Raw genomic sequence first — 23,544 nt, forward strand, 5'->3', positions numbered from 1 at the left:
CGCGCAGCGGGCGCCGGACGGCCACTGTGTACTCCTCCAAGCGGCGTCCGCGACGGCCTGTGCGGCCCTCCGGGGCCCTGCGATAGTCGCCCTCCATGGCGCGCGCACAAGGTCCCATCGAGCAGCTCATCCGCACGCGGGTCGCAGACCATCCGGACGCCACGTGGCTGAAGTGGAAGGACGAGGAGTTCTCCTGGGCGCAGGTGCTCTCGCACAGCCAGCGCGCGGCCAACGGGCTCCTCGAGCTCGGCGTGCGCCCCGGAGAGCGGGTGGCGCTGATGATGGCCAACCGCCCCGAGTTCCTGTGGGTGCACTTCGGCATCCTGCTCATCGGCGCGCACTCCGTGCCGGTGAACATCTCCCAGCGCGGCAGGACGCTCGCCTACATCCTCGCCGACTGCGATGCGACCGCGGTCGTCTTCCAGGAGGACCTGCGCGAGGCGGTGCTCGGCGTGCGCGACGAGGTGCCGACGCTGCGCCATCTCGTCGTGGCCGACGGGCCGGTGGGCGGCGGCGTCGACTGGGACCTCGAGCGGCTGCTGTCGGCCGACGACCGCGAGCCGGACGTCGATGTCGAGGAGGGCGCCACCGGCGGCGTGGGGATGATGTACACCTCGGGCACGACGGGCCCGCCGAAGGGCGTCGTCGCCACGAACTACGACCTGACCCCGCTCGTCAAGCTGCTCGAGTCCTCGGGCGTCCAGGCCGGCGAGACGATGTACACCGGCCTGCCGCTGTTCCACGGCAACGCGCTGCTGGCGTCCGCGATCGGCTCGATCTTCCTCGACGCGAAGCTCGCCCTCGCCCCGCGCTTCACGGCGTCAGGACTCTTCGACCAGTGCCGCCGCTACGACGCGGTCGAGTTCAACGCGCTCGGCGGCATGATCTCGATCCTGCTCAAGCAGCCGCCGCGCCCCGACGACCGCGACCACCCGGTGCGCACCGTGCTGTCGGCCGGCTGCCCGCCGGACCGCTGGCGCGAGTTCGAGGAGCGCTTCGGCGTGAAGATCATCGAGTGGTTCGGCATGGTCGACGCGCCGGGCATCCTCCTCAACGACGAGGGCAAGGTCGGCTCGATGGGCAAGTCCGGCATCTCGGGCGTCGAGTTCCGCGTCGTCGGCGACGACGATCAGCCGCTGCCGCCGGGGCAGATCGGCGAGCTCGTCTTCCGCCACCCGATGGGCCAGCTGACCCACTACCACAAGCTCTCCGAGGCGACCGAGGCCGCCTACCGCGGCGGCTGGTTTCACTCCGGCGATCTCGCGGAGGTCGACGACGAGGGCTTCTTCTACTACAAGGGCCGCAAGAAGGAGTCGATGCGGCGGTTGGGCGAGAACATCTCCGCCTGGGAGATCGAGACGGTGCTCAACGCGCACCCCGCCGTGCTCGACAGCGCCGCCCACGCGGTCCAGTCGGAGCTCGGCGAGGACGAGGTGAAGGTCTGCATCGTCGTGCGGCCCGGCGAGCAGCCGGCGCCCGAGCAGATCCTCGACTTCTGCGTCGACAAGATGGCCCGGCACGCCATTCCGCGCTACGTCGAGTTCGTCGACGAGCTGCCGAAGACCGCGACGGAGCGCAACCAGTACGCCACACTGAAGGCACGCGGCCTCACGCCCGAGACGTGGGACCGCGAGCAGGTCGGATACCAGCTCAAGCGGCCGGAGAGGACGAAAGCATGACCGACGTCGAGATCATCGGCGCATCGATGACGCGCTTTGGCAAGTTCCCCGACAGCAACATCCGCACGCTCGCCGAGGAAGCCGTCAGCGGCGCCCTGGCCGACGCCGGCCTGACCGCCCAGGACGTCGAGATGGTGTTCTTCGCCAATGCCGTCGCGGGCATCCTCACGGGCCAGGAGATGATCCGCGGGCAGGCCGCGCTGCGTCACACCGGCCTGCTGGGGCTGCCGATGGTCAACGTGGAGAACGCGTGCGCGTCGGCGTCCACCGCGTTCCAGCTCGCGGTCAGCGCGGTGGCCTCCGGGTCGGTCGAGGTGGCCGTCGCGGTCGGCTCCGAGAAGCTGACGCACGAGGACAAGGCGAAGTCGTTCGCGGCGATCGGCACGGCGGTGGACCTGTTCGAGGTCGACAAGCTGAAGGCGTGGACGCGCACGCCGCAGCCCGTGGGCGCGGGCTCGTCGGGCTCGCCGCTGCCCGAGGAGGCCGAGGTCGAGCCCGAGGGCAACCGCTCGTTCTTCATGGACATCTACGCGGCGAACACGCGCGCGTACATGGAGCGGACGGGGGCGACCCGCGAGGACTTCGCCCAGGTCGCGGTCAAGAGCCACGACCACGCGGCGCTGAACCCCAACGCGCAGTACCGCACCCCCGTGACGGTCGAGGAGGTGCTGGGCAGCCGCATGATCGCCGACCCGCTGACGCTGCTGATGTGCTCGCCGATCGGCGACGGCGCCGCCGCCGTGGTGGTGTGCTCGGCCGAGCGTGCGAAGCGCCTCGAGAACGTCGACCCGGTGCGGGTGCGGTCGTGCATCCTGACGTCGGGCACCGACCGTCTTCTCGGCGAGCTGCCGAGCGCGACCCGTGCGTCGCAGCGGGCCTACGAGGTCGCCGGCATCGGCCCGGAGGAGGTCGACGTCATCGAGCTGCACGACGCCGCCGCGCCCGCCGAGCTGATGACCTACGAGGAGATCGGCCTGTGCGCCCCGGGCGACGGGCCGGCGCTCCTGCGCTCGGGCGAGACGCGGCTCGGCGGCAGGCGCGTGGTGAACCCGAGCGGCGGGCTGCTGTCCAAGGGGCACCCCATCGGCGCGACGGGTTGCGGGCAGCTCGTCGAGCTGGCCGATCAGCTGCGGGGGCGCTGCGGCGCGCGCCAGGTGGAGGGCGCGCGGATCGCCCTGGCCGAGAACGGCGGCGGCTTCCTCGGAAGCGACGGCGCGGCCATGGTCGTCACGGTGCTGTCGAAGGACTAGTCAGAGAGCGAACGAGGAGAGACGCACATGGAGTTCAAGCAGGTCATCGGCGATCGCTCGACGATCCGCTTCTTCGACCCCGACAAGCCGGTCGAGCCCGAGAAGATCCAGATCATGCTCGAGGCGGCCAACCGCTCGTCACGCGCGGTCAACGCCGACTTCGTCAAGGCCGTCGTGGTGTTCCGCGACGACCTCGACGACGAGACCTGGGAGAAGCTCAAGACGCCGACGACGACGGTCCAGCTGGACCTCGCTCCGGTCTCGATCTTCTGGTACGGCGACATGTCCTTCGCCGAGGGTGGAGCCGCTCGCCTCAAGGAGCTCGTCGATCTCGGCGCGCTGCCGACGACGCACGGCTGGTCGCACACCTACGTCGACGAGGTCGCGTTCGGCCAGGTCGTCGAGCCGATGTCCAAGGACGTCATGGCCAGCACGTGGGCGGTCTCCGTCGAGTGCGGCCTGGCGATCAACCAGGCGCTGCTCGCGGCGGTCGACGAGGGGCTCGGGGTCGGGCTGCACGCGTTCGAGTCGGGCACCGCCAAGGAGGCGCTCGGCATCCCGGACCACTGGATCCCGATGTGGCTCATGCTCGTCGGCTACGCCGCCGAGGATCGCAAGGGCGGCGGCCAGCGCCCGCGCCGGCCGCTGGAGGCCAACTACTACCTCCACAAGTACGGCCAGCCGTGGCAGGACATCCCCGGCGTGCAGGACGGCCTGCGCAAGTCGGGCATGCTCCAGGACCCGATGGACCCCGAGAAGCGCCAGCAGGAGATCCGCGAGCTCGCGGAGCGCTTCGGCCTGCCGCTGTGACGACGGCGGCTGACATCCGCGACGCCGACACGGTGCGGCACTGGTTCGCCAGTGCCAAGCACGACGGCGCGCCGGACGACTACCAGGAGCGCATCCTCGGGGTGCTCGCCGGCTTCTCGGACCTCACCGGCAAGACGCCGGACGAGCTCGTGGCCTTCTGCTTCCTGCGCAAGAAGGACACGGGCAAGCGCTTTCTGAGCGTCAAGCGCCGCGTGCAGATGAACGAGTGGATCGACGAGTACGTCGCCCAGGAGGGCTGGCAGGGCAAGGACGCGGTGGTCAACGCCAACGTGGTCCGCGGCTTCCTGATCCACAACGGCATCGCGATCGGCGGACAGGTCTGGAGGAAGCGCCCGGCCAAGGACGCATGACGATCCGCGACGAGCTGGCGGAGGTCGTCGCCGCGCGCGGCACCGGCCTCATCGGCGACTGGCTCGGCCCGCTGGAGGTCAAGCAGGACGTGCTCGCCGTGCTGCACGCCGGGCGCAACCTGCTGCTCGAAGGGCCGGTCGGGTCGGGCAAGACGATGCTGGCGGGGGCGGTCGCGGCCGGGCTGCCCCCGATCCGGTTCGCGGGCTGCGACTTCGGCTGCCTGCCGGGGGAGTCGGCGTGCCCCCAGTGCCGCAGCGGCGTGGTCCGCGACGAGGAGCACATCGTGTTCGGGGCCCAGCGGCTCATGCGGGTGCAGGGCTCGCCGGATCTCGTGGCCGAGGACCTCGCCGGCGACGTCGATCCCGTCGCGGCCCTGGAGTACGGGGCGCTCGACGTGCGGGCGCTGCGGCCCGGCCGGCTGCTGCGCGCGCACCGGCGCATCTGCTTCATCGACGAGCTCAACCGGCTGTCGGAGCGCCTGCAGAACCTGCTCCTCGAGCTGCTCGAGGAGGGGGCGATGACGATCGGCGGCTACGACGTGCGCTTCGGCGTCGACACCGTGGTGGTGGCGACGATGAACCCGAGCGAGTACGTGGGCGTCGAGCGGCTGTCGGAGGCGCTGGCCGACCGCTTCGAGCGGGTGCGGCTGGACTATCCGTCCGCCGAGGACGAGGTGCGGATCCTGCGGTCGCGGGCCGCGCGCGACGCCGGCGACCGGCTCGACGCCGACCCGCCCCCGGAGGCGGCGGCGGCCATCGTGGCGTTCGCCAACGCGCTGCGCGGCGACCCGGACGTGCAGACGCCGCCGAGCGTGCGGGCGACGATCGCCGCGTACGACCTGGCGCGGTCGCGCCGGGTCTTCGACGGCGCGCGCCCGTGGGGCGACGCCGTCCGCGACGGTCTGCGGCTGGCGTTCCGCGGGCGCGTCGTGCTCGCGGCGGGGACGGCGGAGGCCGAGCGCGTCGACCGCTGGCTCGACGGGCGGCTGCGGCGGCTCGAGCTCGCGCTGTGACGAGGGCCGACGCCGCGCCGACGCTCGTGCGCGCGGCGGCGTTCCTGCGCGGCCACTCCGACGTCCTGTCGGGCCCGAGCGTGCGCGCGCTGCTCGCGACGCAGCAGGTCCACGACTCGCTGGCCGCGGTCACCGGGCGCGACGACCTCCTGCGCGCAGCGCTGGTGTGCCTGCCTCACCGGCTGCACGTCCGGCCCGGCGCCGACGCCGACGCGCTCGTGCGCACCGCGCTGGCGGTGGCCGAGCAGGGCTACGAGGACGAGCCGGGGCCGCGGCCCGACGGCGGCGATGACGACGACGTGCGGGTGCCGGTGCCCGGAGCCGTGCTCACCGTGCGGCGCCGGCAGACGTTCTCGCTCGAGGGCGGCGACGCGCGCGAGCGCGGACCCGGGACGGCGGCGGCGCCGTCGCTGAGCGCCGGCGAGGCGGCCGCGCTGCTCGACGACCTCATCGCGCCGCTCGCCCGCCCGCTCGTGTCCGACGGCGCCACGCCCGAGCGCCGCGCGCGCTCCTCGGCCAGCGACCGCCTCGCGCCCGCGCGACGGCGGGCCGGCGACCGCACGATCGACCTGTCGGTGCGCGCGACGGTCCGCGCGGCGGCGCGCTCGGGCCGGCCGCCGGCGCAGGAGCTGCGCACACAGGCGCGCCGGCCGACCGCGACGCTCGACGTCGTGCTCGCGCTCGACGTCAGCGGCTCGATGCTCGGCGCGCGCACGCGCGGGCTCGCCCAGGCGCTCGCGCACGCACTCGCGCGCAGCGGCCACCGCGTCGCCCTGCTCGCGTTCTCGTCCGCCGTCACCGTCGTGTGCCCGCTGACCCGCGACCCGCGGCGGATGCTGTCGGCCGCGGCGGAGATCGAGCCCGCCGACCCGACGAACCTCGAGCTCGTCATCGACGACGCCCGCGAGCTGCTGCTGCGCCACAGCCGCCCGTCGCGCAGCCGGCGCCTGCTGCTCGTCACCGACGCGCACCCGACCGTCTGCGGCCGTCGCGAGGAGGGCGCGGCCTTCGACGCCCGGCTGCCGTTCGCCGCCATCTCGCGGGCCGCGCCGGGCGCGCCCGGTCAGCCGTTCGGCGCGGGCGTGGCGCGGCAGGCGGCGCTCCGCGCGGCGGCGCGCTGCCGGCGCGAGGGGATCGGCGTGTCCGTCCTGTGCCCGGCGGCGGATCCGGCGGGCGGCGGCGAAGCGGATCTCGCGTTCGCGGCGCGGCTGGCGCGGGCGGGCGGCGGCCGGGCGCGGCGGGCTCCCGGCGCGCTGTAGGCGCCGGGCCGCCGTCACGACGGCTGCGCCGCGGAGGCGGCCGCGGCCGCGTCCGGCTCCGCGACCTTGGCGGCCAGGGCGGACCAGCCGAACCGGCGCAGCGCCTCGACGTCGAGGGGGTCGACGGGCGCGCGCGGGGAGGCCTCGAGCTGCCGCGCGAACAGCGCGCCCGCGCCAGGCATCGACCCGGGGCCCGCGAGCCGGTAGCGCGGGGGCAGCAGCGGCCCGAACAGCAGGGGCTCGGTGAGGTCCGGCCAGTCGAGCGGGGCCGGCGCGACGCCGAGCTCCTCGGAGAGCGTCAGCGCCAGCGCGTTGTGGGCGTCCACCGGCGGGCGGGGCTGCGCGATCACCTGCCGCATCGCCGGTTGCGGGGGCAGCGCCACCTCGCCGCTCCAGACGCCGGCGATCCACCGCGCCTGGAGCTCCAGCAACGGGAAGTACGGGCCCTGCGCGAGGAACTGGCCGATGACCCCGAGCCCCGGGAGATCCGGGTGGAAGGTTCGCTGGTAGAGCGCGAGGTCCGGTCCGAGGAGACCGTGGACGTCGCGGCTGAGGTAGGGCAGGTCGACGTCGTACCCGGTCGCGCAGACCATGGCGTCCACGGTGTGCGTCGAGCCGTCGGAGAACGTGACCAGGCGGCCGTCGATGGACGCGATCCCGGGCGCGCAAACGATGTTGCCGTCCCGGATGTGCCTCAGGTAGTTCTGGCACAGCGACAGGCCCGCGACGAGCAGGTTCTCGTCCGGCTCCGGCGCGCCGAAGTCCGCGGGATCGCCCGCCACCCGCAGGACGCGCTCGCGCTGGCGCCGGCCCCACTCGTCCGGGGGCAGCATCCGTCGCTCGAGCGCGCCGAACAGCGTGTACCACTGCCAGTCCGATGACACGCCGTCGACCAGCTTCTCGATGACGTAGCGCGGCTTGCGGAACGCGGAGACCACCCGCGTGTGCGGCGCGAGGTCCGACGCGACCTCCAGGCCGCTGACGCCGTTGCCGTAGACGAGCGTGACGCGGTCGCGGAACGGCTCGGCGCCCGGATAGTCGAACGCGGGGATGACGTCGCCGCGGAAGCGGTCGGCGATCGGTGGCAGCCACGGCTTGCGGAAGCGACCGGACGCGACGACCACGGCCTCAAACGGCTCGCCGTCGACCGTCCACCCCGGACGCACGTCCATGACGGGCGCACCGAAGCGGATGCGGCCGGACACGCCGAACGCGTCCGCGTAGCTCACCAGGTAGCGGTGGATCTGCTCGGCCGCCGGATGCAGCGGGTGGTCGTCCGGCGCCGGGAAGTCAGAGAACGCGGTCATCGCGCGGCTGGTGTTCGTGTGCATCCCCGGCCACACCCCGCTGTGGGGCGCGGCCGTGTGCCACTGGCCGCCGACGGTGTCGCTCGCCTCGAACACCGTGACGTCGAATCCGGCCTGCAGCGCGTGCTTCGCGGCCACGAGGCCGGCCGGGCCGGCGCCGATGACGGCGATCCGGGCGCCCTCTCGCAGTCTCACGATCCGACACTACTTCAACGGGCCAGCCGTGTGAGCGCGGCGCTCATCAGCCGGCGCGGCTGCGCACGACGCGAGCCGGGTACGCGACGATGACGATCATGCGACGCGTGGCCAGACCTGCCCGGGCGGCTCGGCGATGAGCGAAGCCGGGCTCGTCCTCGTCGGCCTGGCGATCGCCACGGGCATCGTCGGGATCGTCGTTCCGGTGCTCCCCGGCGCGGTGCTGGCGTGGACGGCGATCCTCGTCTGGGCGCTCGTCGACGGTTCGGCGACCGCCTGGGCGGTGCTGGCCGTCGCGACCGTCGCGATCGGCGGGGCCCAGGTCGTCAAGCTCCTCGTCCCCGGCCGGCGCCTGCGCGACGCGGGCGTCCCGCGCCAGTCCATCGTCGCCGGCGTGCTGCTCGCCGCCGTCGGCTTCTTCGTCATCCCGGTCGTCGGGTTCTTCATCGGGTTCCCGCTCGGCGTCTACCTCGAGGAGCGGCGGCGCCTGGGCCGGCACGCGTCCGCCTGGCAGTCCACCCGGGAGGCGCTGCGCGCGATGGGCCTGTCGATCGTCATCGAGCTGTCGGCCACGCTGATCGCATCCGCCGCGTGGCTGGCGGCGGTGCTGGTCTGAGCCTGCGCGCGGGCGGGCGGGACTGCCGTCGCCGTGGCCGAGAGGGTGGCGCTCGTGCGGCGACCGAGCAGCAGGATGGGGGACGGGATCACGACTTCCGGTCGACAGCCATCGATCGACCCGCGGAGCCGTGCGCGCCTACCGCGCAAGCATGGCCGTCGCCACCTCGCCCGCGGCCGCGTCGGGGATCGCCCTCGCGGCCCGTTCGAGTACGAGCAGCCGCGCATCGGGGATCTCGCGCGCGAGCGCCTCGGCGTTGCCGACAGGGAAGAAGGGGTCGCGGCGACCGTGCACCACCGATGTCGGGATCGCGAGCTCGCGCAGGCGCTCGCGCCACCGCGGCCGGCAGTTGAGCTTCGAGAACACCAGGCCCATCTGGTTGGCCATCTGCACCGCGGGATTCGTGCCCGGGGTGCGGTCCCAGATGCGCCCGGCGGTCCTGCGCGCAGCGGCGGGGTCGTCGCCGAGGATCTCCGCAACCGCGGCGGCGTGCTCCGCCACGGCGGCGCGGTCGGACCAGTCGGGCATCGAACGCGAGAACAGCCGCTCCATCGTCGCCTTGTCATGGTCGGGCAGGTCGTCGTCGACCCGGCCTGGAGCGACGGGCCGCGTTCCGGCGAGGGTCAGCGCGGAGAACGCGTCAGGGTGGTCGAGCGCGGCGACCTGGGCGACCATCCCGCCGACGCCGATGCCTGCCAGATGCGCCGGCCGATCGTCGAGTTCGCGGGCCAGCGCCGCGCAGTCCGCTGCAAGATCGCGCAGCGTGTACGCCGGAGCCTTCGGGTCGAGGGTGGTCGACGCCCCGGAATCGCGCAGGTCGTACCGCACGACGTGGCGCTCGCCGCGCGCGAGCGCCGCGCAGAGCGCGTCGGGCCAGGAGAGCATCGTCGGGCCGCCCGCGAGCAGGACGAGCGACGCTGTCGCGTCGCCGAAGCGCTCGACCCCGAGCATGACGCCGTTGGCCTCGACCGTCGTCTGCGTGACCCCGTCGAGCCCGGTGCTCTGGCTGGGAGCGACCTTCTTTCCCATCTGCCTCTCCATCTCCAAGTGGTCATTGTTGTCAGGTCCGTCCTTCGCCAAGAGAGACCGCGGAAACCGCTCGAATTCATCGTGCGGTCGGCGCGAACGGCACTCCGGGTGGTCATCGCACAGCGACGGCGGCCGCCCGCGACGACGACCGATGACTTCACGCGCGGGGCCGGGTCACTACCGATATGAGCGAGAGAAAAGTGGTCCTCAAGATGGTCATGTCCCTCGACGGCTTCGTCACCAGCCCCGACGGGACCCATGACTGGATGTTCGAGTGGTTCGGCGACGACTCGGGTGAGTGGAACCGCCGCGCGCTCGACGAGGCCGGCGTTCACGCGATGGGCCGCCGCAGCTACGAGATCATGGGACCGCACTGGGCCGCGTCGGAGGGCCCGATCGCCACCGCGATGAACGAGAAGCCGAAGGCCGTCTTCTCCAGCACGCTGGAAAAGGCGGAATGGGGACCGGCCGAGATCTTCGGCGGAGACCTGGACGCCGAGATCGCGGACCTGAAGGCGCGGGACGACACGGGGACGGTCCTGGTCCACGGCGGCCCCGACTTCGCCAAGTCGCTGACCCGGCTGGGCCTCGTCGACGAATACCAGCTGACGACGGTCCCGATTGCGATCGGCGCGGGGCGCAGTCCGTTCGCCGATCTGGACGAGCACCTGAGATTCGACGTCGTCGAGGAGCAACGCTTCCGGAGCGGAGCCCTCGCGCAGATCCTCGTGCCGAAGCGATGAGCGTCGGTGCGCGGTGATCGTGCCGGGACGGAACTCGTGGTCTCGATGCGAGCCCTGGGGACTCGCGTCTCGCGCAAAGCGACACCCTTCTTAGCGCGTGGACGGCCTTGTGTGGCGTCAGGCGATAGGCGAAGCGCGACCGCGACCGGCGCGCGACGGTTGACCGTGCCGGTGGGTCCCGCGGGCGCTTGTCTCAGTGGGTGCGTGCGAGCACAGCGTTGTTGCATCGGCGTGGTCAGTGGCCGCGGGGCATCAACGCGTCGATCACTCGCAAGGTGCCACGCTTGAGTGCCGTAGCGCCGGATCGCGCCACCGCGACGGTGGCCGACGGCGCAGCGGACGGCTCGAGCTCGAGCGGGTCGCCCTCCGCCAGCGTCCCTGCTGTGGCGACGTTGGCGTAGACCCCGAGGCAGTGGTCGGCGTGAGCGTTGATGGTCCTCAGGACGTCAGGGTCGGCTGGGAGGTCGCCCTGCCGGCGCGTCGGGATCGAGCAACGCAGAGCGGGGATCTCCGTGTCGAAGGCGACACTCGGTGCTCGGAGGCGTCCCCCGCACCAGGCGAACTCCGCAAGCTCGGCGCCATCAACGTCGATCAGGACGTTGGGCCTGAAGCGGCGGACGTCGAACTGCGAGCTGGGGGAGCGCTCGGCCATCGCGCGCAGGCTCGCTCGGGTCATCAGCAGGATCGGGTAGGCGTCGTAGAGCGCACCGACCGGAGTGGCATAGCGTGCCAGCTCGGCGAGCTTGCGGACGGGGAACATCGAGAAGTCGGGAAGCGGCTCGTCGTCTGCCAGCGCGAACTGGCGGCGTATGTCGGCCTTGGTGGCTTGAGGCGTGCGATAGCGCCCCTTCTCCGAGAGCGCCGGAAGCGGCTCCAGGGTCGCCGGCTTCCCGATCAGTTCCGATAGGCGGTCGTGGATCGCCGGATCGGAGCTGCGGACCTCACTTCCGTCCGGGAAGACGACGATCACCTCGAGCACGTCCCCCGGCCCGGCCGACCGGCCGGCCGGATCCTGCGCGAACCGGGCGCTGCACCGCAGGAGGATCGGCCATCGACGCGCGGTGGTGAATGTGTTGAGCTCCACGTCGCGTACGGCCCACATCCGGTCTGCGTGCAGGCCGCGGGTGGCGACAGCCGACTGAGCGAGGCGTTCCCCACCCATGGACTTGACCGGGTAGCGCCAGATCTCCGCGACGGTGCCGACAACGGGGTTCATTGCAGTGCGGAGCGCCGTGTCGGCGACCGATCTGCGTGCCCAGGCGGATCGGGTGGCACACGGCCTCCTGACAGTCGTGTTGCGTGGCGAGAGGAGCCTCTCGGAAACCTCGTCGGCGTGTCAAGACTCCGGACCGTTTGAACGGGGGTGCGTCGCCGCATCCTCGCTCACGTACGTGGTCCGGGCGTTTACGAGCGGCCGCGAGAGTCGCGCCTCGTGGGGGATCCCCGTCGCTAACCGTCGAGCTGGTAGGTGAGGTTAAGGAACGTCAGGCTGATCGCCTGCGGGGTCGGGGTGATGAGGCAGGCCAGGAAGGTCACGCCCAGGCGCGGGCTCTCCGCCCCGTAGAGGGCCTTCATCTGGTCGCGGGTCATGGTGGCGCCCGGACTGACCGGGATGGTGGCCGACGGATCGCCGCACTCCGTGGTGGAGTGGTTCGGGCGCACGAACAGCAGCGTCGCTGTCGAATTGGCGTTCTGCACGCTGAGCAGCTTGCCCTGCGTGCCGGCGCCGAACGCGCCGGCGTAGGGCACCCATCCCTGCGTGACGGCCTGGGCGCTCAGGCCCACGCTGGCCGACTGCACCGGCGGGGGACCGGTCAGCCAGCCCAGGTTGATGCCGTAGTTCTTGGACTGGTAGACGAGAAACCGGTCGACGCGGTCGTTGAACAGCGCGAACCCGGCGCCGTGCTGGCCTTGGACCTGCCACTCGTACGTCGGCGTTCTCGACCAGTCCAGCTCGGCCTTCGTCTCGCCGCGCGACTTGAAGATGAGATAGCGGCGCGACTTGGAGTTGTAGATCGCCACGTCCTCGTCCTCGGCGATCGGCCCGCGGCGATGATCACGCACCCCGGGCGGCGCCTTGCGCATGAACTCGAAGGTGCCGCCCGAGTGCCCGACCCAGCCGAGGTCGACCCCGAACGTGCGGTTGTCGTATCCGAGCTGACCGCCGGTGCGGTTGTGCAACTCGTAGTCGACGCCGGTCTGGACGCTGGAGGTATTGGCGACCGACCACTGATCGGCACCCGAAGGCACATCAGCGGCACCGGCCACCGCGGCGGGCGCGACCGCCAACGCGGCGAGCGCGGACAACAGGGCTACGGCGCGACGGGAACGGCTCATGGTTTCTGCTCCTTGCTGGTTGAGCGTGTCACCCGCGAACTGCGGGAACGACGATGTGGTCGATGGGCTCTGCGCGCGGGCCATCGGCACACGCCGCCAGGCTCAACGCCGGGCGGGCGTTCTGAAAGCCGCCGCCTCTGCGGCCGTGTGCGCTGCGCATGACGCGCGGCGACAGGTGGACGAGCACAGCCGCCCCGAACATCCCGGCGAGGACGAAGCCCAGCCCTGCGAACCCCGCGACGGTGAGCGCCAGCCCGCCGGCCGCAGCCCCGAGCAGGTAGCCGAACTGGTTGGCGGCGGCGCGCATCGACATCACCGCGACCTTGTCCTCGGGTGCGGTGCCCATGCCGACCGAGCTGGCCACCATCGAGCGCCAGCCGTTGACGAACGCCATCGCCGCGAGCACCGCAAGCGTCAGCGCCGCGGTCGGACGGATGGCGCCGAGCACGAGGACCGCGGCGGCCTGGATCGCCGTCAGGGCGACGAGGAGCCCGGGCGTCGCGCGGGCCGCATGGCGGCGGGCGCCGAAGGTCCCGGGCAGCATCGCGACCGCCATGGCGCCGAGCCCGAGCGCGACCGTGGCCGGCGAGAGGCCGTAGCTGTCCAGAAGGAGCACGCCCGCGTAGGTCAACACTCCCGCCCAGGCCGCGTTGGCCATCAGCTCACCGCCGGCGAAGCGCGCCACGTCGGGGCGTCGCCAGGCCTGCATCGCGTCGCCGGCGCGCCGTGTTGCGACGTCGGCCGGCCTCAGCCGGACGAGCACACAGGCGACGAGCGCGACCACGGTGGGGACCGCGATCCAGGTCAAGCGCCAGCTGATTTCGGCGACCGCGCCGACGACGGGCATGCCGGTGATCCAGGCGGCCGGCATCCCGACGATCGCCCACGCGAGGACGTGCGGGCGCTGCGCGGGAGCCGGCCATTCCCCGGCGGCCGCGATCCCGACCGAGACGAGCAGGCCGATCCCGACACCGAGAACACCCTGGGCGGCGGCCAGCACCGCGAACGTCGGCGCCGTCGCGCTCGACGCTGAACCGAGCGCGACGAGGACGGCGCCGGCAGCGAGCAGCTCCCGGAGCCCCGGACGCCGGGCCGCCATCGCCAGGAGCAGGGCGGTCACGCCGCCGGTTGCCCCTGAGATGGAGCGCAGCTGGCCTGCCGTCGCGGCGGAGACGTGGAACTCGCGTGCGACGTCGGCGAGGATCGGCGACAGCACGAGCAGCCCCGCCTGCGAGGCGAACATGCAGAGGAAGAGCACGAGGCTCGGTCGGTTGAGGAGACTGCGAGCTGTCATGCCCCCATCTGACGCGCCGGCGCCTGCAGCCGGGTAAACGGCTGGTAGGACGGCGGCCCGCGGCGACGCGCACGGCGCCACCTCCGTCTCACCCGGGTTTGCCTGTCGTTTACCGGCCTACAACCGGGAGCGGTGACCGTCGGCCCATGACGATCACCACCTCACCCATCCGCAACGGCATCGACACGGCCCAGATGTACGGGACGCTCGACGCCGTCAAGGCCAACCCCGGCCTCGCGCCCTTCGAGTTCCGGGTCCGCAACCAGTGGATCGCCGGCACGCACAGCCGCTCGACGATCCACGACTTCTGGGGCGCCGGCGCGGAAGACGCCTCTCGCGAGACGGCGTTCGAAGTCGACGCCAGCGAGCCGCCCGTCCTGCTCGGCCACAACGAGGCCCCCAACCCCGCCGAGTTCCTCCTGCACGCCCTCGCCGGCTGCCTGACGCTGACGATCGTCAACGTCGCCGCGGCGCGCAAGGTGACGCTGACGGAGGTCAGCTCGACCCTCACAGGCGTCCTGGACGCCCGCGGCGCGCTCGGCCTCGACGACGACTACCGCAACGGCTTCACGCAGATTCGCGTGACCTACAAGGTCAAGGGCGAGGCGCCGCCGGAGAAGCTGCAGGAGATCGTCGACCGCGCGCAGGCACGGTCGGTCGTCTACGACATGGTGACCAACGGCGTGCCGGTCGAGCTGCAGGCGGAGGTCGGCTAGCCATGTCGATGGAGCTCACAGCCAAGACGCCTGCCGGCCGAGACCTGGTCGCCATCGCCGAGCGGCTCGCCGGGGACCTCTCCGAGCGGGCCGGCGTCCACGACCGCGAGGGCAGCTACCCGTTCGAGAGCATCGATGCCCTGCGGCGCGCCGGCTACTTCTCCGCTCCGGTACCCGTCGAGCTCGGCGGCCTGGGCGTGAGCTCCGTCCACGACGTCATCGTCGCCTCGGGCCGCCTGGCCCGAGGCGACGCGTCGGTCGCGATCGGCGTCAACATGCACCTCGTCGTCGTCCTCAACCTCGAGCGACGATGGTCGATGGCGCGCGCGTCGGACAACGCCGCGCGCGAACGCGCGTTCGCCGGCTCGCTGAAGGCGATCGCCGCGGAGCACGTCGTGCTGGCCGCCGCCATGAGCGAGCCCGGCCAGGACCTCACGCGGCCCAGCACCCGTGCGATCCGCACCCAGACCGGATGGCGCATCGACGGTCACAAGATCTTCTGCACGATGTCACCGGCGGCGACCGCGCTGCTGACCTCGGTGGCATTCGAAACCGACGACGGCGTCGAGCGCTATGGCTACGTCCAGATCCCCGCCGCCACCCCGGGCCTGCGGATCAACGACGACTGGGACGCGCTGGGCATGCGCGCCTCGGGCAGCCACTCGGTCACCCTCGAGAACGTCGAGCTGCCGGCCTCCGCGCTGCGCGGCGGCTTCCCGGCCGGCGACGCGGTGCCGTACCTCGAACGCAACCTGCCCTCCGGGCTCTTCCACGCCTCGGCATCGCTCGGCATCGCCGAGGCCGCATTCGCCCGGGCGGCCCGGCCGGACCGCGTCGGCGACGACCCGCGGGCGCGCATGCTCGTCGCCGAGTCCGTGATCGACCTGTCGGCGTCGCGCGCGGTCCTCTCGCGCGCCGCGACGCTGATCGACGAGCACCACGCCGCGAATCCCGCCCGGGACGGCAGCGACGAGGAGATCACCGCGCTGTTCGCCGAGGGTCAGGCCGCCAAGACCTTCATCAACGAGGCGGCGACGCGTGTCGTCGATCGGTCGCTCGCCCTGTCCGGCGGCGCCGGGTACACCAACGGATCGCCGCTCGCGCGAGCCTACCGCGACGTGCGGGCGGGCGCGTTCATGCACCCGCTCGGCGCCAACCGCGCGTACAGCTTCCTCGGCGACGTTGCGCTCGGGCGCGCGCATGCCCTGCACTGAGATGCGCACGGAGACGGTCATCATTGGCGCGGGCCAGGCGGGCCTCGCACTCAGCCGCCACCTCACCGCCCGAGGGCACGACCACGTTGTGCTCGAGCGCGGACGGGTCGGCGAGCGCTGGCGCTCCGAGCGCTGGGACTCCCTGAGCCTGCTGACCCCGAACTGGCTCAACCGGCTGCCCTACGCCGTACCGCTCGCCCATCCGGACGGCTTCCTCGACCGAGAGGGCGTCATCGCGTACCTGGAGTCCTATAGCGCCGGAGCGCCGGTGCGCGAGCGCACGGCGGTGGTGCGCGTCTCGCCCACGCCCGACGGCTACCACGTCGCCACCGACCGCGGCGACTGGGCGGCGCGCAACGTCGTGATCGCCACCGGCGACTGCGACGTGCCGCGCATCCCCGACGCGGCAGCCACCGCGCCGCCATCGGTGCACCAGCTGCACGCATCACGGTATCGGCGCCCCGAGCAGCTCCCCGACGGCGGCGTCTTGGTCGTGGGAGCCGGGCCGTCCGGGCAGCAGCTCGCCGCCGAGCTGCGGCGCGCCGGCCGAGACGTCGCCCTCGCCGTCGGACGCCACGCGCGCACGCCTCGCACCTACCGGGGACGCGACATCTTCGCCTGGCTGCACGCCCTCGGGCAGCTCGACGTCCACGCCGACGACGTGCCCGATCTCGCGGCCGCGCGGCGCGCACCGAGCCTCCCCGTGAGCGGGGCGGCCGGCGGCGAGTCGCTCGGGCTCGACCATCTCGCCCGCCTCGGCGTCGTCGTGACCGGCCGCTTCCTGCGATTCACGGAGCGCACGGCACTCCTCGCCGACGACCTTGAACACCAGCTGCGCGAGGCCGACCGGCGCCTGTACCGCACGCTGGCCCGGATCGACGATCACATCGAGCGCACCGGCGCCCCCGCCGAGCCGGCCGAGACGCTGCCATCGGTCTCGATCCGACCCGGTCCGGAGCGTCTGGCGCTCGGCACCGAGCTTCGCACTGTGCTCTGGGCCACGGGGTACGGGCGCGCGTATCCCTGGCTCGACGTTCCGGTGCTCGACGCCGCCGGCGAGCTGGCGCATCGCGAGGGGATCACCGCCGCTCCCGGCCTCTTCGCGGTCGGCCTGCGCTTCCAACGCACCCGCAAGTCACACTTCCTCGGCGGCGTCGGAGACGACGCCGCCCACATCGCCGCGGCGATCGCCGAAGCGCGGTGCGAGTCTCGGCTGGCGCGCGCAGCGTGAGCCAGGCCGGTCTCAGCCTTCGAGCGCCTGCCTGAGGTCGGGCAGTCCGCCGGTGATGTTGCGGCGCAGCCGCTGCGCGGCCTCGAGGTGATCCTGGCGCTCGAGCGCCTCGACGATGCCGTCGTGCTGCGCCGCCGAGCGCTCGATCCGCGCCGGATCGAGCATGTAGGTCTGCTCGTAGCGCAGGAGCGCCTTCTTGAGCGGCCGCAGCGCGTCGAGCAACGGCTCGTTGCCGCATCGAGCTGTGAGCTGCATATGGAAGTCGTCGTCCGCGAGAATGGCGGCCGAGGGATCGTGCCGCGCGGCGCGAAGGCGCTGGTTCGCGCTTCGCAGGACGGCGATCGCGCCTTCATCGAACGGCGGCGCCTGCCGGACCGCGATGGTCTCCAGCACGAGAACGAGCGGATAGAGCTCCCGGGCCTCGGACATCGCAAGCCGCGCCCGGCGGAACACGCCGTCGCCCGCCCGCTCGAGAAGCCCGCCACGGGCGAGCGCGTCGAGGGTCTGCGCCGCCGCCTCGGTCGTCACGTCGATCTGGGCAGCGACGGTGGGAGCGTCGGCCGTGTCGCCGGCCGCCCTGAGCACGCCAGCGAGCGATCGCGCGTCGATGTCGTAGCAGCATCGCGCGGCGCCGGCCAGTTGCGTCATCCAGTCGAGCACGGCCGGCAGCGCGACACCGGCAACCTGCTCGGCGTGGGGGACGTCCTCCCAGAGGTCGAGGACGCGCTCGAGATGGCGCAGAGCCTCGCTCAGGCCGGACACCGCCTCGGCCTCCTGCGCCGCGCGAAGCGAGGCGGTGAGCGCCTCCACCGGCCGCCCGGCCGCGATCCAGTGCTCTGACATCTCGGCGGCGACCGTGCGACGGCACGCCGCCAGCGCCGGCTTCTCGCTGAGAGCGTTCGCGAGGCGCTCATGGACCTCCTCGCGCTCGCCCGGCAGTAGCGTGGCGTATGCCGCCTCGGCCAGGAGCGCGTGACGGAAGCGGTAGGTGCCGCTCGCGCGATCCGGGACCATCAAGTCGTGGTCGACGGCCTGGCGCAGCGCCTCGATGACCACCCGATCGGGCAGGTCCAGCGCAGCGCTCAGCAGCGCGTGGGAAGCCTGCCTGCGCACGGCGGCGGCCGCGCGGAGGACCGACCTGCTCGTCGCGTCGAGCCGCACAAAGCCGGTCAGCAAGACGTCGCGGAGCAGGCGCGGAAGGGTCTGCTCGCCGCGCAGCGCCGCCGCGAGGAGCTCTTGGGCGAAGAACGGGTTGCCCTGTGCACGGGCGCAGACGCCCTGGGTCACTTCGGCCGGAACCGGGCTGTCGCTGTTGCGGGCGAGCAGGGTCTCCAGCTCGTCGTCGCTGAGCGGCCCGAGCTCGATGGCCTCCACGAGGCCGGCGCGCCGGAGCTCCGTCCACAGCCGAGTCGCGGAGTCGTGGGCCTGAACGGTGTCAGAGCGCCAGCTCGCCAGCAGCATGATCGGCCGGTCGCGGACCGCGTGGGCCAGAAACGTGAGGAGATCGAGCGTCGAGCCGTCGGCCCAGTGAAGGTCCTCGATCACGAGAACGACGGGCGCGGTGGCGCTGAGGCGACCGAGCAGCACGGTGATCTCCTCGAAGAGCTGCAGCCTCGACTCTCCGGCGTGGCGCTCTGCGGGCACGGCGGACGGCGCTTCGGACGTCGCCGGAACCAGGCGACGCAGCTCGTGCAGGCCGTCGATCTTCGCGGAGTCCCGCAAGGGCCGCAGCGCCTCGATAAGTGGGACGTAGGGCAGCGCGGCACCGAGGAGGTCGATGCAGCGCCCGGTGAGCACCGTCGCGCCCCGGGCACGGGCCCGCTCGGCCAGCTCGGCGGCGAGGCGAGTCTTGCCGATGCCGGCCGGGCCGGCGATCAGCATCGCGGTACCCCGCCCGGCGGCGGCGGCGGAGAGCGCGCGCTCGAGTCGCGCCAGCTCCTCCTCGCGGCCCACGAGGCATTCCGGAGCGGGAGCGGGGAGCGGACGAGCAGGCCGAGCGGCTGAGTACCGCTCGCGCGCCGGCGCCTCGACCGGAGCGATCTCCAGCGCGGGATCCTGGTTGAGGATCTGGTACTCGAGCTCGCTCAAAGCCGCGGGCGGATCGATTCCGAGCTCGTCCTGCAGCCCGCGGCGGAACTCGCGATAGACGGTGAGCGCCTCGGCGTGGCGTCCGGCGCGGTAGAGCGCCAGCATGAGCTGGCCGCAGAGGCGCTGGCGAAGCGGGTGGCTCAGGACGAGCGACCGCAACTCGCCGACCACGTCGCCGTGCTGCCCCAGCGCGAGCTCGGCCTCGATGCGATCCTCGACGGTGGCAAGGCGCAACTCCTCGATGTGCGCAGCCTCCACGACGGCGAACGGCTGCGAGAACTCGGCCAACGCCGGCCCGCGCCAGAGAGCCAGCGCGGCGCGAAGCCGATCGGCGGCGGCCGCGGCATCACCCTCGGCGAGCGCGGTCCGGGCCTCCGCCCGAAGCCGCTTGAAGTGCAGGAGATCGACCGCCTCAGGCGCGACCTCGAGGGCGTAGCCGGGCGGCCGCGTGCGGAGCACATCGCTCGGCAGGACCTTGCGAAGCTGGGACACGTAGATGTGCACCATCTTCACCGCCGTTGACGGGACGTCCTCGCCCCAGAGGGCGTCCACCAGCACATCGACGGGGACGGTGCGATTGGGCTCGAGCAGCAGCCGAGCCAGCAGGGCCCGCCGCTGGTTACCGCCCGTGGCGACGGACGCGCCTCGTTGGAGCACGTCGAGCGGACCGAGGATGCGGAACTCCGTCCGGTGGCTGGCCAGGTCCACCGACGTCGCCGCCGCCAAGCGCCCTGGCGGCGGGCCCGACTCCGCCGGTGGCGCCTGCGCCGTGCGGATGGCGGAGAGGGTCACGCCGCCACGTTCCCGCCTCGAACGCGAGACATCCAGGGGGCTGGCTCGCGTGACGACAAGTTGCTGTCCGCCTCCCCACGGTGCGGGTAGCCGCACCGTGACCGGCACGCGCACGCAAGCCGACACCCCGGACACGCCAGTTCGCGATGCTCAGTCGATGAACAGCGGCCTGTCGTCGCCGACGCCGGGCCTGCGCTGCATGAGCCTGCACCGTACGTGAGCATCGTCATAGGGCGACCGATGCCGCGCAACGCATGGGTAGCGACAGCGCGGACGAACTCCCTCGCGCCGCTCCTGACAGGCGAAAGCGGAAGCGTGCTCGATCGGAGCACACCGGATCGCGATCGACTAGCGCCGGCCTGGTGTCAGCATCTCGATGCCGTATTCCGGCGCCTTCGCTGCCGCGCGCTCCAGTCGGTTTCGGCGCTCGACGTCACTGAGCTCGGGCGCCGGCGAGGTCCGGGTCGAAACTGGGTCGCCGAACTCGGCGAAGAAGCTCTCAAGGCCGGCGGGCGCGACCGTGCACAGCAGTCTCGCCGCCGCGTCCGCAGTGTTGCGGAAGGCGTGGGGTGCGTTGGCCGGGATGTTCGCTGAATCCCCAGCCTCCAATCTCATTGGTGGAAGGTCGCGCAGCTGCACCTCGATCGAGCCCGCCAACACCCGGAAGCATTCCTCGAAGTTGTGACGGTGCGGCGGAGGCCCGCCACCCGGCGGAATGAGCATGTCGAGCATCGCGAAGCGGCCGGCAGTCTGCTCACCCGCGAGCAGCACGGTGTAGGTGTCGCCGACCACCGCGAGGTGGACGAGCGCCTCGTCGTCGGAACGCGCGATCGCGAGCTCGCGCGTCAGATCATCGGCCGTCAGGGGCGACGTGGCTCGAACTGGAGGGTTGTTCATGTTGTTCCTTCCTGTCGACAATCGGACGATCCGGCGTCGCGATGAGTGCTCGCGATGCCGGCGAGGACTTCGATGAGCGTGCGCATCAACGGGCTCCTTGTCGCCGAACAAGCGAGTGCCGTCCATGCGTCATCCGATCATCGGCTGGGTCGTTCATGTCAGCGCGAGGACGAGGCCCGCAGCGACGAGCAGTGCCGCGGTGACCCCGTGGACACCCAAATGCCTTTGCGAGCTTCCCGCCGTTCGTGAGGACGATCAGCGCGTCCGCGGTCGGGGTGATCGCCGCGGCGACGAGCACCCAGCCGAGCGTCGTGCGACCCGCGGACGCCCAGGCCACGAGCGGCACCACCCCGGAGGTGATGTCGCGGGCCCCCTTGATCTCGGTCAGACCGCGGAAATTGTCTGCGGCGATACCGAAGTCGAGGGTCGCCTGCCGGGGCTGAAGGATGAAGCGAGCGCCGAGGACGATGATCGCGATACATGCGATGAGTCCGACTGATAGCGCGGCGAGATGCATGAGCGTGCGTCCTTTCGGGCCTCGTGGCGGATTACGGCTACAGTGTAGCCGTAAATCGAACGACGTCAAGCCTATGCCGGTGACCCGGCGATACGATCGACGTGATGGCCGCGCCCGCACGTCGTCCCAAAGACGCCGCTCCGGCTCCCGGGAGCGCGGCCTGGTGGAGCGCGCGGGCGGTGCCGCCGACTGATCGTGGGCGAGGCCGCCCGCCCCGCAGCTTCGAGAACATCGTCTCCGTCGCCGCCGACCTTGTCGACGAGTTCGGAGTCGACGGCGTGAACATGCGTCTGCTGGCCGAACGGCTGGAGACCGGCACGGCCACCCTCTACCGCCATGTCACCGGCAAGGACGAGCTGATGGTCTACGTGCTCGACTCGCGGATGGGCGAGATCGTGGGCGCCTACGACGCGGAGGCGGCTCGCCCGCGAACCTGGCGGGAGGCGCTTGAGCGGATCGCCTTCGCGTATCGCGGGTTCCTCATCGCCCATCCCAACGTGCTTCCGCTCCTCGTCGGCCGGCTGCCGGTCGGGCCGCACGCACTGACCATCCGGGAGCGCAGCCTCGCCGCGCTCACCGAGCGCGGCTTCTCCCAGGAGCTGGCTGCTCGGGCGTTCACCACGCTCCTGCAATACGTCGTCGGCTCTGCCGTGACGCAGGCCGGCTCTCCCGCTCCCGACGAGGCGGCCGCCATCCGGCACTATTACCGCTCTCTGGACGTGGCCGTGTATCCGCACGTCGCAGCGGCGGCCGAGGCGCTCACGCACACCCCGCGCGAGGCGGGATTCGTCGAGGGCCTGGAGATCGTGCTCGATGGCATCGATCGCACCCGCCGGCGCAGCGCGCGTTAGCCGGCGACCGTCGTGACCGGTGCGGCCCGGACAAGGACGGGATCGCCTGTCGCGGCATCGCTCATGGCGGTGGCAGACTCCCATGCGGAGTGCGGCGAACACGGAGGCGTTCGACCACTCGGATGCGGCACGCGCCGCGCCGACCGCGCTTCCGCTTCGAGGCAAGTCCGGTAGCGACGAAAGACGCGTAGCCGCAGAGCACCGCGATGCCCAGCGTGAGCGCCGTCGCGGCGTTGTCGAGCGCTGCGTCCTTGGGGGCGCTTGTCGTTTTGGGCCTTCTCCCAGAGGCCGTGGCCGATAATCAGCCATGCGACCATCGTGGTGACGGCGCACACCATGATCGCGCCGAGTCGCGGCCAGCCCAGTCGGCCGCTTGAGCTGCCAGATCGACACGCTCAGGAGCGCGTACGCGCCCGTTCCGAAGGCCGCCACGACCGCGCTAAACAGCCCGCTGAACGCGCGCCACGGGCGGTTGGTCCGCACCATCCCGCTCAGCAAGCGGACATGCCCGAGGCCTGCGGGCATGACGTAGCGGACTTCCGCGCGCGCGTGGGGGACCGTCTCGCGGCGGACGGGCGTGAGAACCTCCGTGGGCCGGCGCCCCCGAGCTGGTTGCGCCCCTCGAGCGCCTCCTCGGCGATGTCGCCGATCAGTGCGATGGCCGCCTTGCGCACGCGGGGCTTCAGGAGCGTCGCACCGAACGCGGGAATGTTCACGACGCCGACCTTGTCGTGTCTGTCGACGGCGGCGACGAGCGGGCGCGCCCCGTCACGCAGCGGGGACGTCGGTGAGGCAGATCGCGACGTCCCAGCCTTCCGCGCTCCGCGCCTGGCAACCCGCGTCGAGGATGGCCTCGACGCTCTCACGGCGGGCGAGCAACGGCTCATCGGCGAGCGCTACGAGCCAACTGCCGTCGTGTTGGCGGTCGAGCAGCTCCGGCAGCTGCTCGGCGAGGTCGACAGCGATCCGCGCCGGCAGCTCAGGCGCTGCAAACAGCCCGACGCGCATCGTTCGCGCACGGTCGCTGGGGCTCGCCGGCGATCGATCCAGGACCCTCATGACCCTGACCCCGGTTCTCGCCCCTGTAAGGGCGGCGCGGTGTGAAGCCTGCGCCGGGGTCGGCGCATCGGCATACGGGCGCCACTGGCGCATGGTCGACCCGGGCACGGTGAACGGCTCGCGGGGCAGCTCGTCGAGCACCTGCCGACGCGCGCTGGCCGAGCGGCTCCGCCTTCTCGGCGCATCGCCATTCCGCACGAAGGTCAGCAGCATTGCTCCTCGCGCGGAGGAACAGCCATCGGCGGTAGGGCATCGGACAGGTAACGTTGCGGATCG

General features: G+C 72.2%; 22 protein-coding genes and 1 pseudogene. 13 read left to right on the top strand and 10 right to left on the bottom strand.

From position 1 onward, the window contains the following. Nucleotides 1-95: 95 nt before the first annotated feature. From DSM104329_RS06420 to DSM104329_RS06445, 6 genes are read left to right on the top strand one after another with little or no spacing between them, the layout of a single operon-like run. On the top strand, nucleotides 96-1,679 hold the full coding sequence (locus DSM104329_RS06420) for an AMP-binding protein (RefSeq protein WP_259314572.1): 1,584 nt from the start codon (nucleotides 96-98) through the stop codon (nucleotides 1,677-1,679). After that, nucleotides 1,676-2,929, top strand: a complete 1,254-nt coding sequence (locus DSM104329_RS06425; RefSeq protein WP_259314573.1) for a thiolase family protein — start codon at nucleotides 1,676-1,678, stop codon at nucleotides 2,927-2,929. Before DSM104329_RS06420 ends, DSM104329_RS06425 begins: the two co-directional genes overlap by 4 nt. 27 nt (nucleotides 2,930-2,956) lie before the next feature. Beyond that, on the top strand, nucleotides 2,957-3,739 hold the full coding sequence (locus DSM104329_RS06430) for a nitroreductase family protein (protein ID WP_259314574.1): 783 nt from the start codon (nucleotides 2,957-2,959) through the stop codon (nucleotides 3,737-3,739). Further along, nucleotides 3,736-4,110: a hypothetical protein gene (locus tag DSM104329_RS06435; protein WP_259314575.1), complete on the top strand. Its 375-nt coding sequence runs from the start codon at nucleotides 3,736-3,738 to the stop codon at nucleotides 4,108-4,110. The genes DSM104329_RS06430 and DSM104329_RS06435 overlap by 4 nt, the downstream gene beginning before the upstream one ends. Next, nucleotides 4,107-5,123 carry an AAA family ATPase gene (locus tag DSM104329_RS06440; protein WP_259314576.1) on the top strand — a complete coding sequence of 339 codons (1,017 nt, stop codon included), beginning with the start codon at nucleotides 4,107-4,109 and terminating at the stop codon, nucleotides 5,121-5,123. The genes DSM104329_RS06435 and DSM104329_RS06440 overlap by 4 nt, the downstream gene beginning before the upstream one ends. Beyond that, complete coding sequence (locus DSM104329_RS06445; RefSeq protein WP_259314577.1) at nucleotides 5,120-6,382, top strand: VWA domain-containing protein; 1,263 nt, start codon at nucleotides 5,120-5,122, stop codon at nucleotides 6,380-6,382. The genes DSM104329_RS06440 and DSM104329_RS06445 overlap by 4 nt, the downstream gene beginning before the upstream one ends. Before the next feature lie 14 nt (nucleotides 6,383-6,396). Here the strand turns inward: DSM104329_RS06445 and DSM104329_RS06450 are convergent, their stop codons facing one another. Beyond that, nucleotides 6,397-7,884: a flavin-containing monooxygenase gene (locus tag DSM104329_RS06450; RefSeq protein WP_259314578.1), complete on the bottom strand. Its 1,488-nt coding sequence runs from the start codon at nucleotides 7,882-7,884 to the stop codon at nucleotides 6,397-6,399. A gap of 136 nt (nucleotides 7,885-8,020) precedes the next feature. Here DSM104329_RS06450 and DSM104329_RS06455 point away from each other — a divergent pair, with 136 nt between their 5' ends. Further along, the gene (locus DSM104329_RS06455) at nucleotides 8,021-8,500 is read left to right on the top strand and encodes a DUF456 domain-containing protein (RefSeq protein ID WP_259314579.1); all 480 of its coding nucleotides are present in this window, start codon (nucleotides 8,021-8,023) and stop codon (nucleotides 8,498-8,500) included. A gap of 138 nt (nucleotides 8,501-8,638) precedes the next feature. Here DSM104329_RS06455 and DSM104329_RS06460 read toward each other — a convergent pair whose 3' ends face one another. Then, on the bottom strand, nucleotides 8,639-9,451 hold the full coding sequence (locus DSM104329_RS06460; RefSeq protein ID WP_407655898.1) for an alpha/beta fold hydrolase: 813 nt from the start codon (nucleotides 9,449-9,451) through the stop codon (nucleotides 8,639-8,641). A 263-nt stretch (nucleotides 9,452-9,714) separates the two neighbouring features. Here DSM104329_RS06460 and DSM104329_RS06465 point away from each other — a divergent pair, with 263 nt between their 5' ends. Further along, nucleotides 9,715-10,272: a dihydrofolate reductase family protein gene (locus tag DSM104329_RS06465; RefSeq protein WP_259314581.1), complete on the top strand. Its 558-nt coding sequence runs from the start codon at nucleotides 9,715-9,717 to the stop codon at nucleotides 10,270-10,272. Nucleotides 10,273-10,507: 235 nt separating this feature from the next. On the opposite strand, the gene DSM104329_RS06470 is transcribed toward DSM104329_RS06465, so the two are convergent. From DSM104329_RS06470 to DSM104329_RS06480, 4 genes and pseudogenes are all read right to left on the bottom strand, one after another. Next, nucleotides 10,508-11,242: an MOSC domain-containing protein gene (locus DSM104329_RS06470; RefSeq protein ID WP_259314582.1), complete on the bottom strand. Its 735-nt coding sequence runs from the start codon at nucleotides 11,240-11,242 to the stop codon at nucleotides 10,508-10,510. A 57-nt stretch (nucleotides 11,243-11,299) separates the two neighbouring features. Further along, a pseudogene (locus DSM104329_RS29035) lies at nucleotides 11,300-11,488 on the bottom strand (MOSC N-terminal beta barrel domain-containing protein); the annotation flags it as partial. Between the two features lie 233 nt (nucleotides 11,489-11,721). After that, entirely contained in the window at nucleotides 11,722-12,693 is a 972-nt protein-coding gene (locus DSM104329_RS06475; RefSeq protein WP_259314583.1) for a hypothetical protein, read from the bottom strand. Then, the gene (locus tag DSM104329_RS06480) at nucleotides 12,638-13,903 is read right to left on the bottom strand and encodes an MFS transporter (protein WP_259314584.1); all 1,266 of its coding nucleotides are present in this window, start codon (nucleotides 13,901-13,903) and stop codon (nucleotides 12,638-12,640) included. The genes DSM104329_RS06475 and DSM104329_RS06480 overlap by 56 nt, the downstream gene beginning before the upstream one ends. Nucleotides 13,904-14,049: 146 nt before the next feature. Here DSM104329_RS06480 and DSM104329_RS06485 point away from each other — a divergent pair, with 146 nt between their 5' ends. From DSM104329_RS06485 to DSM104329_RS06495, 3 genes are read left to right on the top strand one after another with little or no spacing between them, the layout of a single operon-like run. Further along, nucleotides 14,050-14,619, top strand: coding sequence for an OsmC family protein (locus DSM104329_RS06485; RefSeq protein WP_259314585.1), 570 nt, complete (start codon nucleotides 14,050-14,052; stop codon nucleotides 14,617-14,619). Nucleotides 14,620-14,621: 2 nt separating this feature from the next. Further along, nucleotides 14,622-15,833 carry an acyl-CoA dehydrogenase family protein gene (locus DSM104329_RS06490; RefSeq protein ID WP_259314586.1) on the top strand — a complete coding sequence of 404 codons (1,212 nt, stop codon included), beginning with the start codon at nucleotides 14,622-14,624 and terminating at the stop codon, nucleotides 15,831-15,833. Next, nucleotides 15,820-17,064: an NAD(P)-binding domain-containing protein gene (locus DSM104329_RS06495; protein ID WP_259314587.1), complete on the top strand. Its 1,245-nt coding sequence runs from the start codon at nucleotides 15,820-15,822 to the stop codon at nucleotides 17,062-17,064. The genes DSM104329_RS06490 and DSM104329_RS06495 overlap by 14 nt, the downstream gene beginning before the upstream one ends. 12 nt (nucleotides 17,065-17,076) lie before the next feature. Here DSM104329_RS06495 and DSM104329_RS06500 read toward each other — a convergent pair whose 3' ends face one another. After that, nucleotides 17,077-19,944 (bottom strand): BTAD domain-containing putative transcriptional regulator, encoded by a 2,868-nt coding sequence (locus tag DSM104329_RS06500; RefSeq protein ID WP_259314588.1) that lies wholly within the window; start codon nucleotides 19,942-19,944, stop codon nucleotides 17,077-17,079. A 97-nt stretch (nucleotides 19,945-20,041) separates the two neighbouring features. Between DSM104329_RS06500 and DSM104329_RS06505 the strand changes: the two genes are divergently transcribed. Continuing rightward, nucleotides 20,042-20,164, top strand: a complete 123-nt coding sequence (locus tag DSM104329_RS06505; protein ID WP_259314589.1) for a hypothetical protein — start codon at nucleotides 20,042-20,044, stop codon at nucleotides 20,162-20,164. Nucleotides 20,165-20,292: 128 nt separating this feature from the next. Here the strand turns inward: DSM104329_RS06505 and DSM104329_RS06510 are convergent, their stop codons facing one another. Both DSM104329_RS06510 and DSM104329_RS06515 read right to left on the bottom strand, forming a co-directional pair. Beyond that, on the bottom strand, nucleotides 20,293-20,967 hold the full coding sequence (locus tag DSM104329_RS06510; protein WP_259314590.1) for a cupin domain-containing protein: 675 nt from the start codon (nucleotides 20,965-20,967) through the stop codon (nucleotides 20,293-20,295). Next, nucleotides 20,927-21,358 (bottom strand): DUF4267 domain-containing protein, encoded by a 432-nt coding sequence (locus tag DSM104329_RS06515; protein ID WP_259314591.1) that lies wholly within the window; start codon nucleotides 21,356-21,358, stop codon nucleotides 20,927-20,929. The genes DSM104329_RS06510 and DSM104329_RS06515 overlap by 41 nt, the downstream gene beginning before the upstream one ends. 179 nt (nucleotides 21,359-21,537) lie before the next feature. On the opposite strand from DSM104329_RS06515, the gene DSM104329_RS06520 reads away from it, so the two are divergent. Further along, nucleotides 21,538-22,209: a TetR/AcrR family transcriptional regulator gene (locus tag DSM104329_RS06520; protein ID WP_259314592.1), complete on the top strand. Its 672-nt coding sequence runs from the start codon at nucleotides 21,538-21,540 to the stop codon at nucleotides 22,207-22,209. 768 nt (nucleotides 22,210-22,977) lie between these two features. Here the strand turns inward: DSM104329_RS06520 and DSM104329_RS06525 are convergent. Further along, on the bottom strand, nucleotides 22,978-23,481 hold the full coding sequence (locus DSM104329_RS06525) for a hypothetical protein (RefSeq protein WP_259314593.1): 504 nt from the start codon (nucleotides 23,479-23,481) through the stop codon (nucleotides 22,978-22,980). Nucleotides 23,482-23,544: the final 63 nt, after the last annotated feature.

The sequence above is a fragment of the Capillimicrobium parvum genome, assembly GCF_021172045.1.
In the GTDB taxonomy this organism is placed as follows: Bacteria; Actinomycetota; Thermoleophilia; order Solirubrobacterales; family Solirubrobacteraceae; genus Capillimicrobium; species Capillimicrobium parvum.

Coding starts and splice junctions, on each gene's coding strand:
- DSM104329_RS06420 (WP_259314572.1), top strand. CDS start 96: ATGGCGCGCGCACAAGGTCCCATCGAGCAGCTCATCCGCACGCGGGTC.
- DSM104329_RS06425 (WP_259314573.1), top strand. CDS start 1,676: ATGACCGACGTCGAGATCATCGGCGCATCGATGACGCGCTTTGGCAAG.
- DSM104329_RS06430 (WP_259314574.1), top strand. CDS start 2,957: ATGGAGTTCAAGCAGGTCATCGGCGATCGCTCGACGATCCGCTTCTTC.
- DSM104329_RS06440 (WP_259314576.1), top strand. CDS start 4,107: ATGACGATCCGCGACGAGCTGGCGGAGGTCGTCGCCGCGCGCGGCACC.
- DSM104329_RS06455 (WP_259314579.1), top strand. CDS start 8,021: ATGAGCGAAGCCGGGCTCGTCCTCGTCGGCCTGGCGATCGCCACGGGC.
- DSM104329_RS06460 (WP_407655898.1), bottom strand. CDS start 9,451: ATGCTCGGGGTCGAGCGCTTCGGCGACGCGACAGCGTCGCTCGTCCTG.
- DSM104329_RS06465 (WP_259314581.1), top strand. CDS start 9,715: ATGAGCGAGAGAAAAGTGGTCCTCAAGATGGTCATGTCCCTCGACGGC.
- DSM104329_RS06475 (WP_259314583.1), bottom strand. CDS start 12,693: ATGGCCCGCGCGCAGAGCCCATCGACCACATCGTCGTTCCCGCAGTTC.
- DSM104329_RS06480 (WP_259314584.1), bottom strand. CDS start 13,903: ATGACAGCTCGCAGTCTCCTCAACCGACCGAGCCTCGTGCTCTTCCTC.
- DSM104329_RS06485 (WP_259314585.1), top strand. CDS start 14,050: ATGACGATCACCACCTCACCCATCCGCAACGGCATCGACACGGCCCAG.
- DSM104329_RS06490 (WP_259314586.1), top strand. CDS start 14,622: ATGTCGATGGAGCTCACAGCCAAGACGCCTGCCGGCCGAGACCTGGTC.
- DSM104329_RS06495 (WP_259314587.1), top strand. CDS start 15,820: ATGCCCTGCACTGAGATGCGCACGGAGACGGTCATCATTGGCGCGGGC.
- DSM104329_RS06510 (WP_259314590.1), bottom strand. CDS start 20,967: ATGGACGGCACTCGCTTGTTCGGCGACAAGGAGCCCGTTGATGCGCAC.
- DSM104329_RS06515 (WP_259314591.1), bottom strand. CDS start 21,358: ATGCATCTCGCCGCGCTATCAGTCGGACTCATCGCATGTATCGCGATC.
- DSM104329_RS06525 (WP_259314593.1), bottom strand. CDS start 23,481: ATGCTGCTGACCTTCGTGCGGAATGGCGATGCGCCGAGAAGGCGGAGC.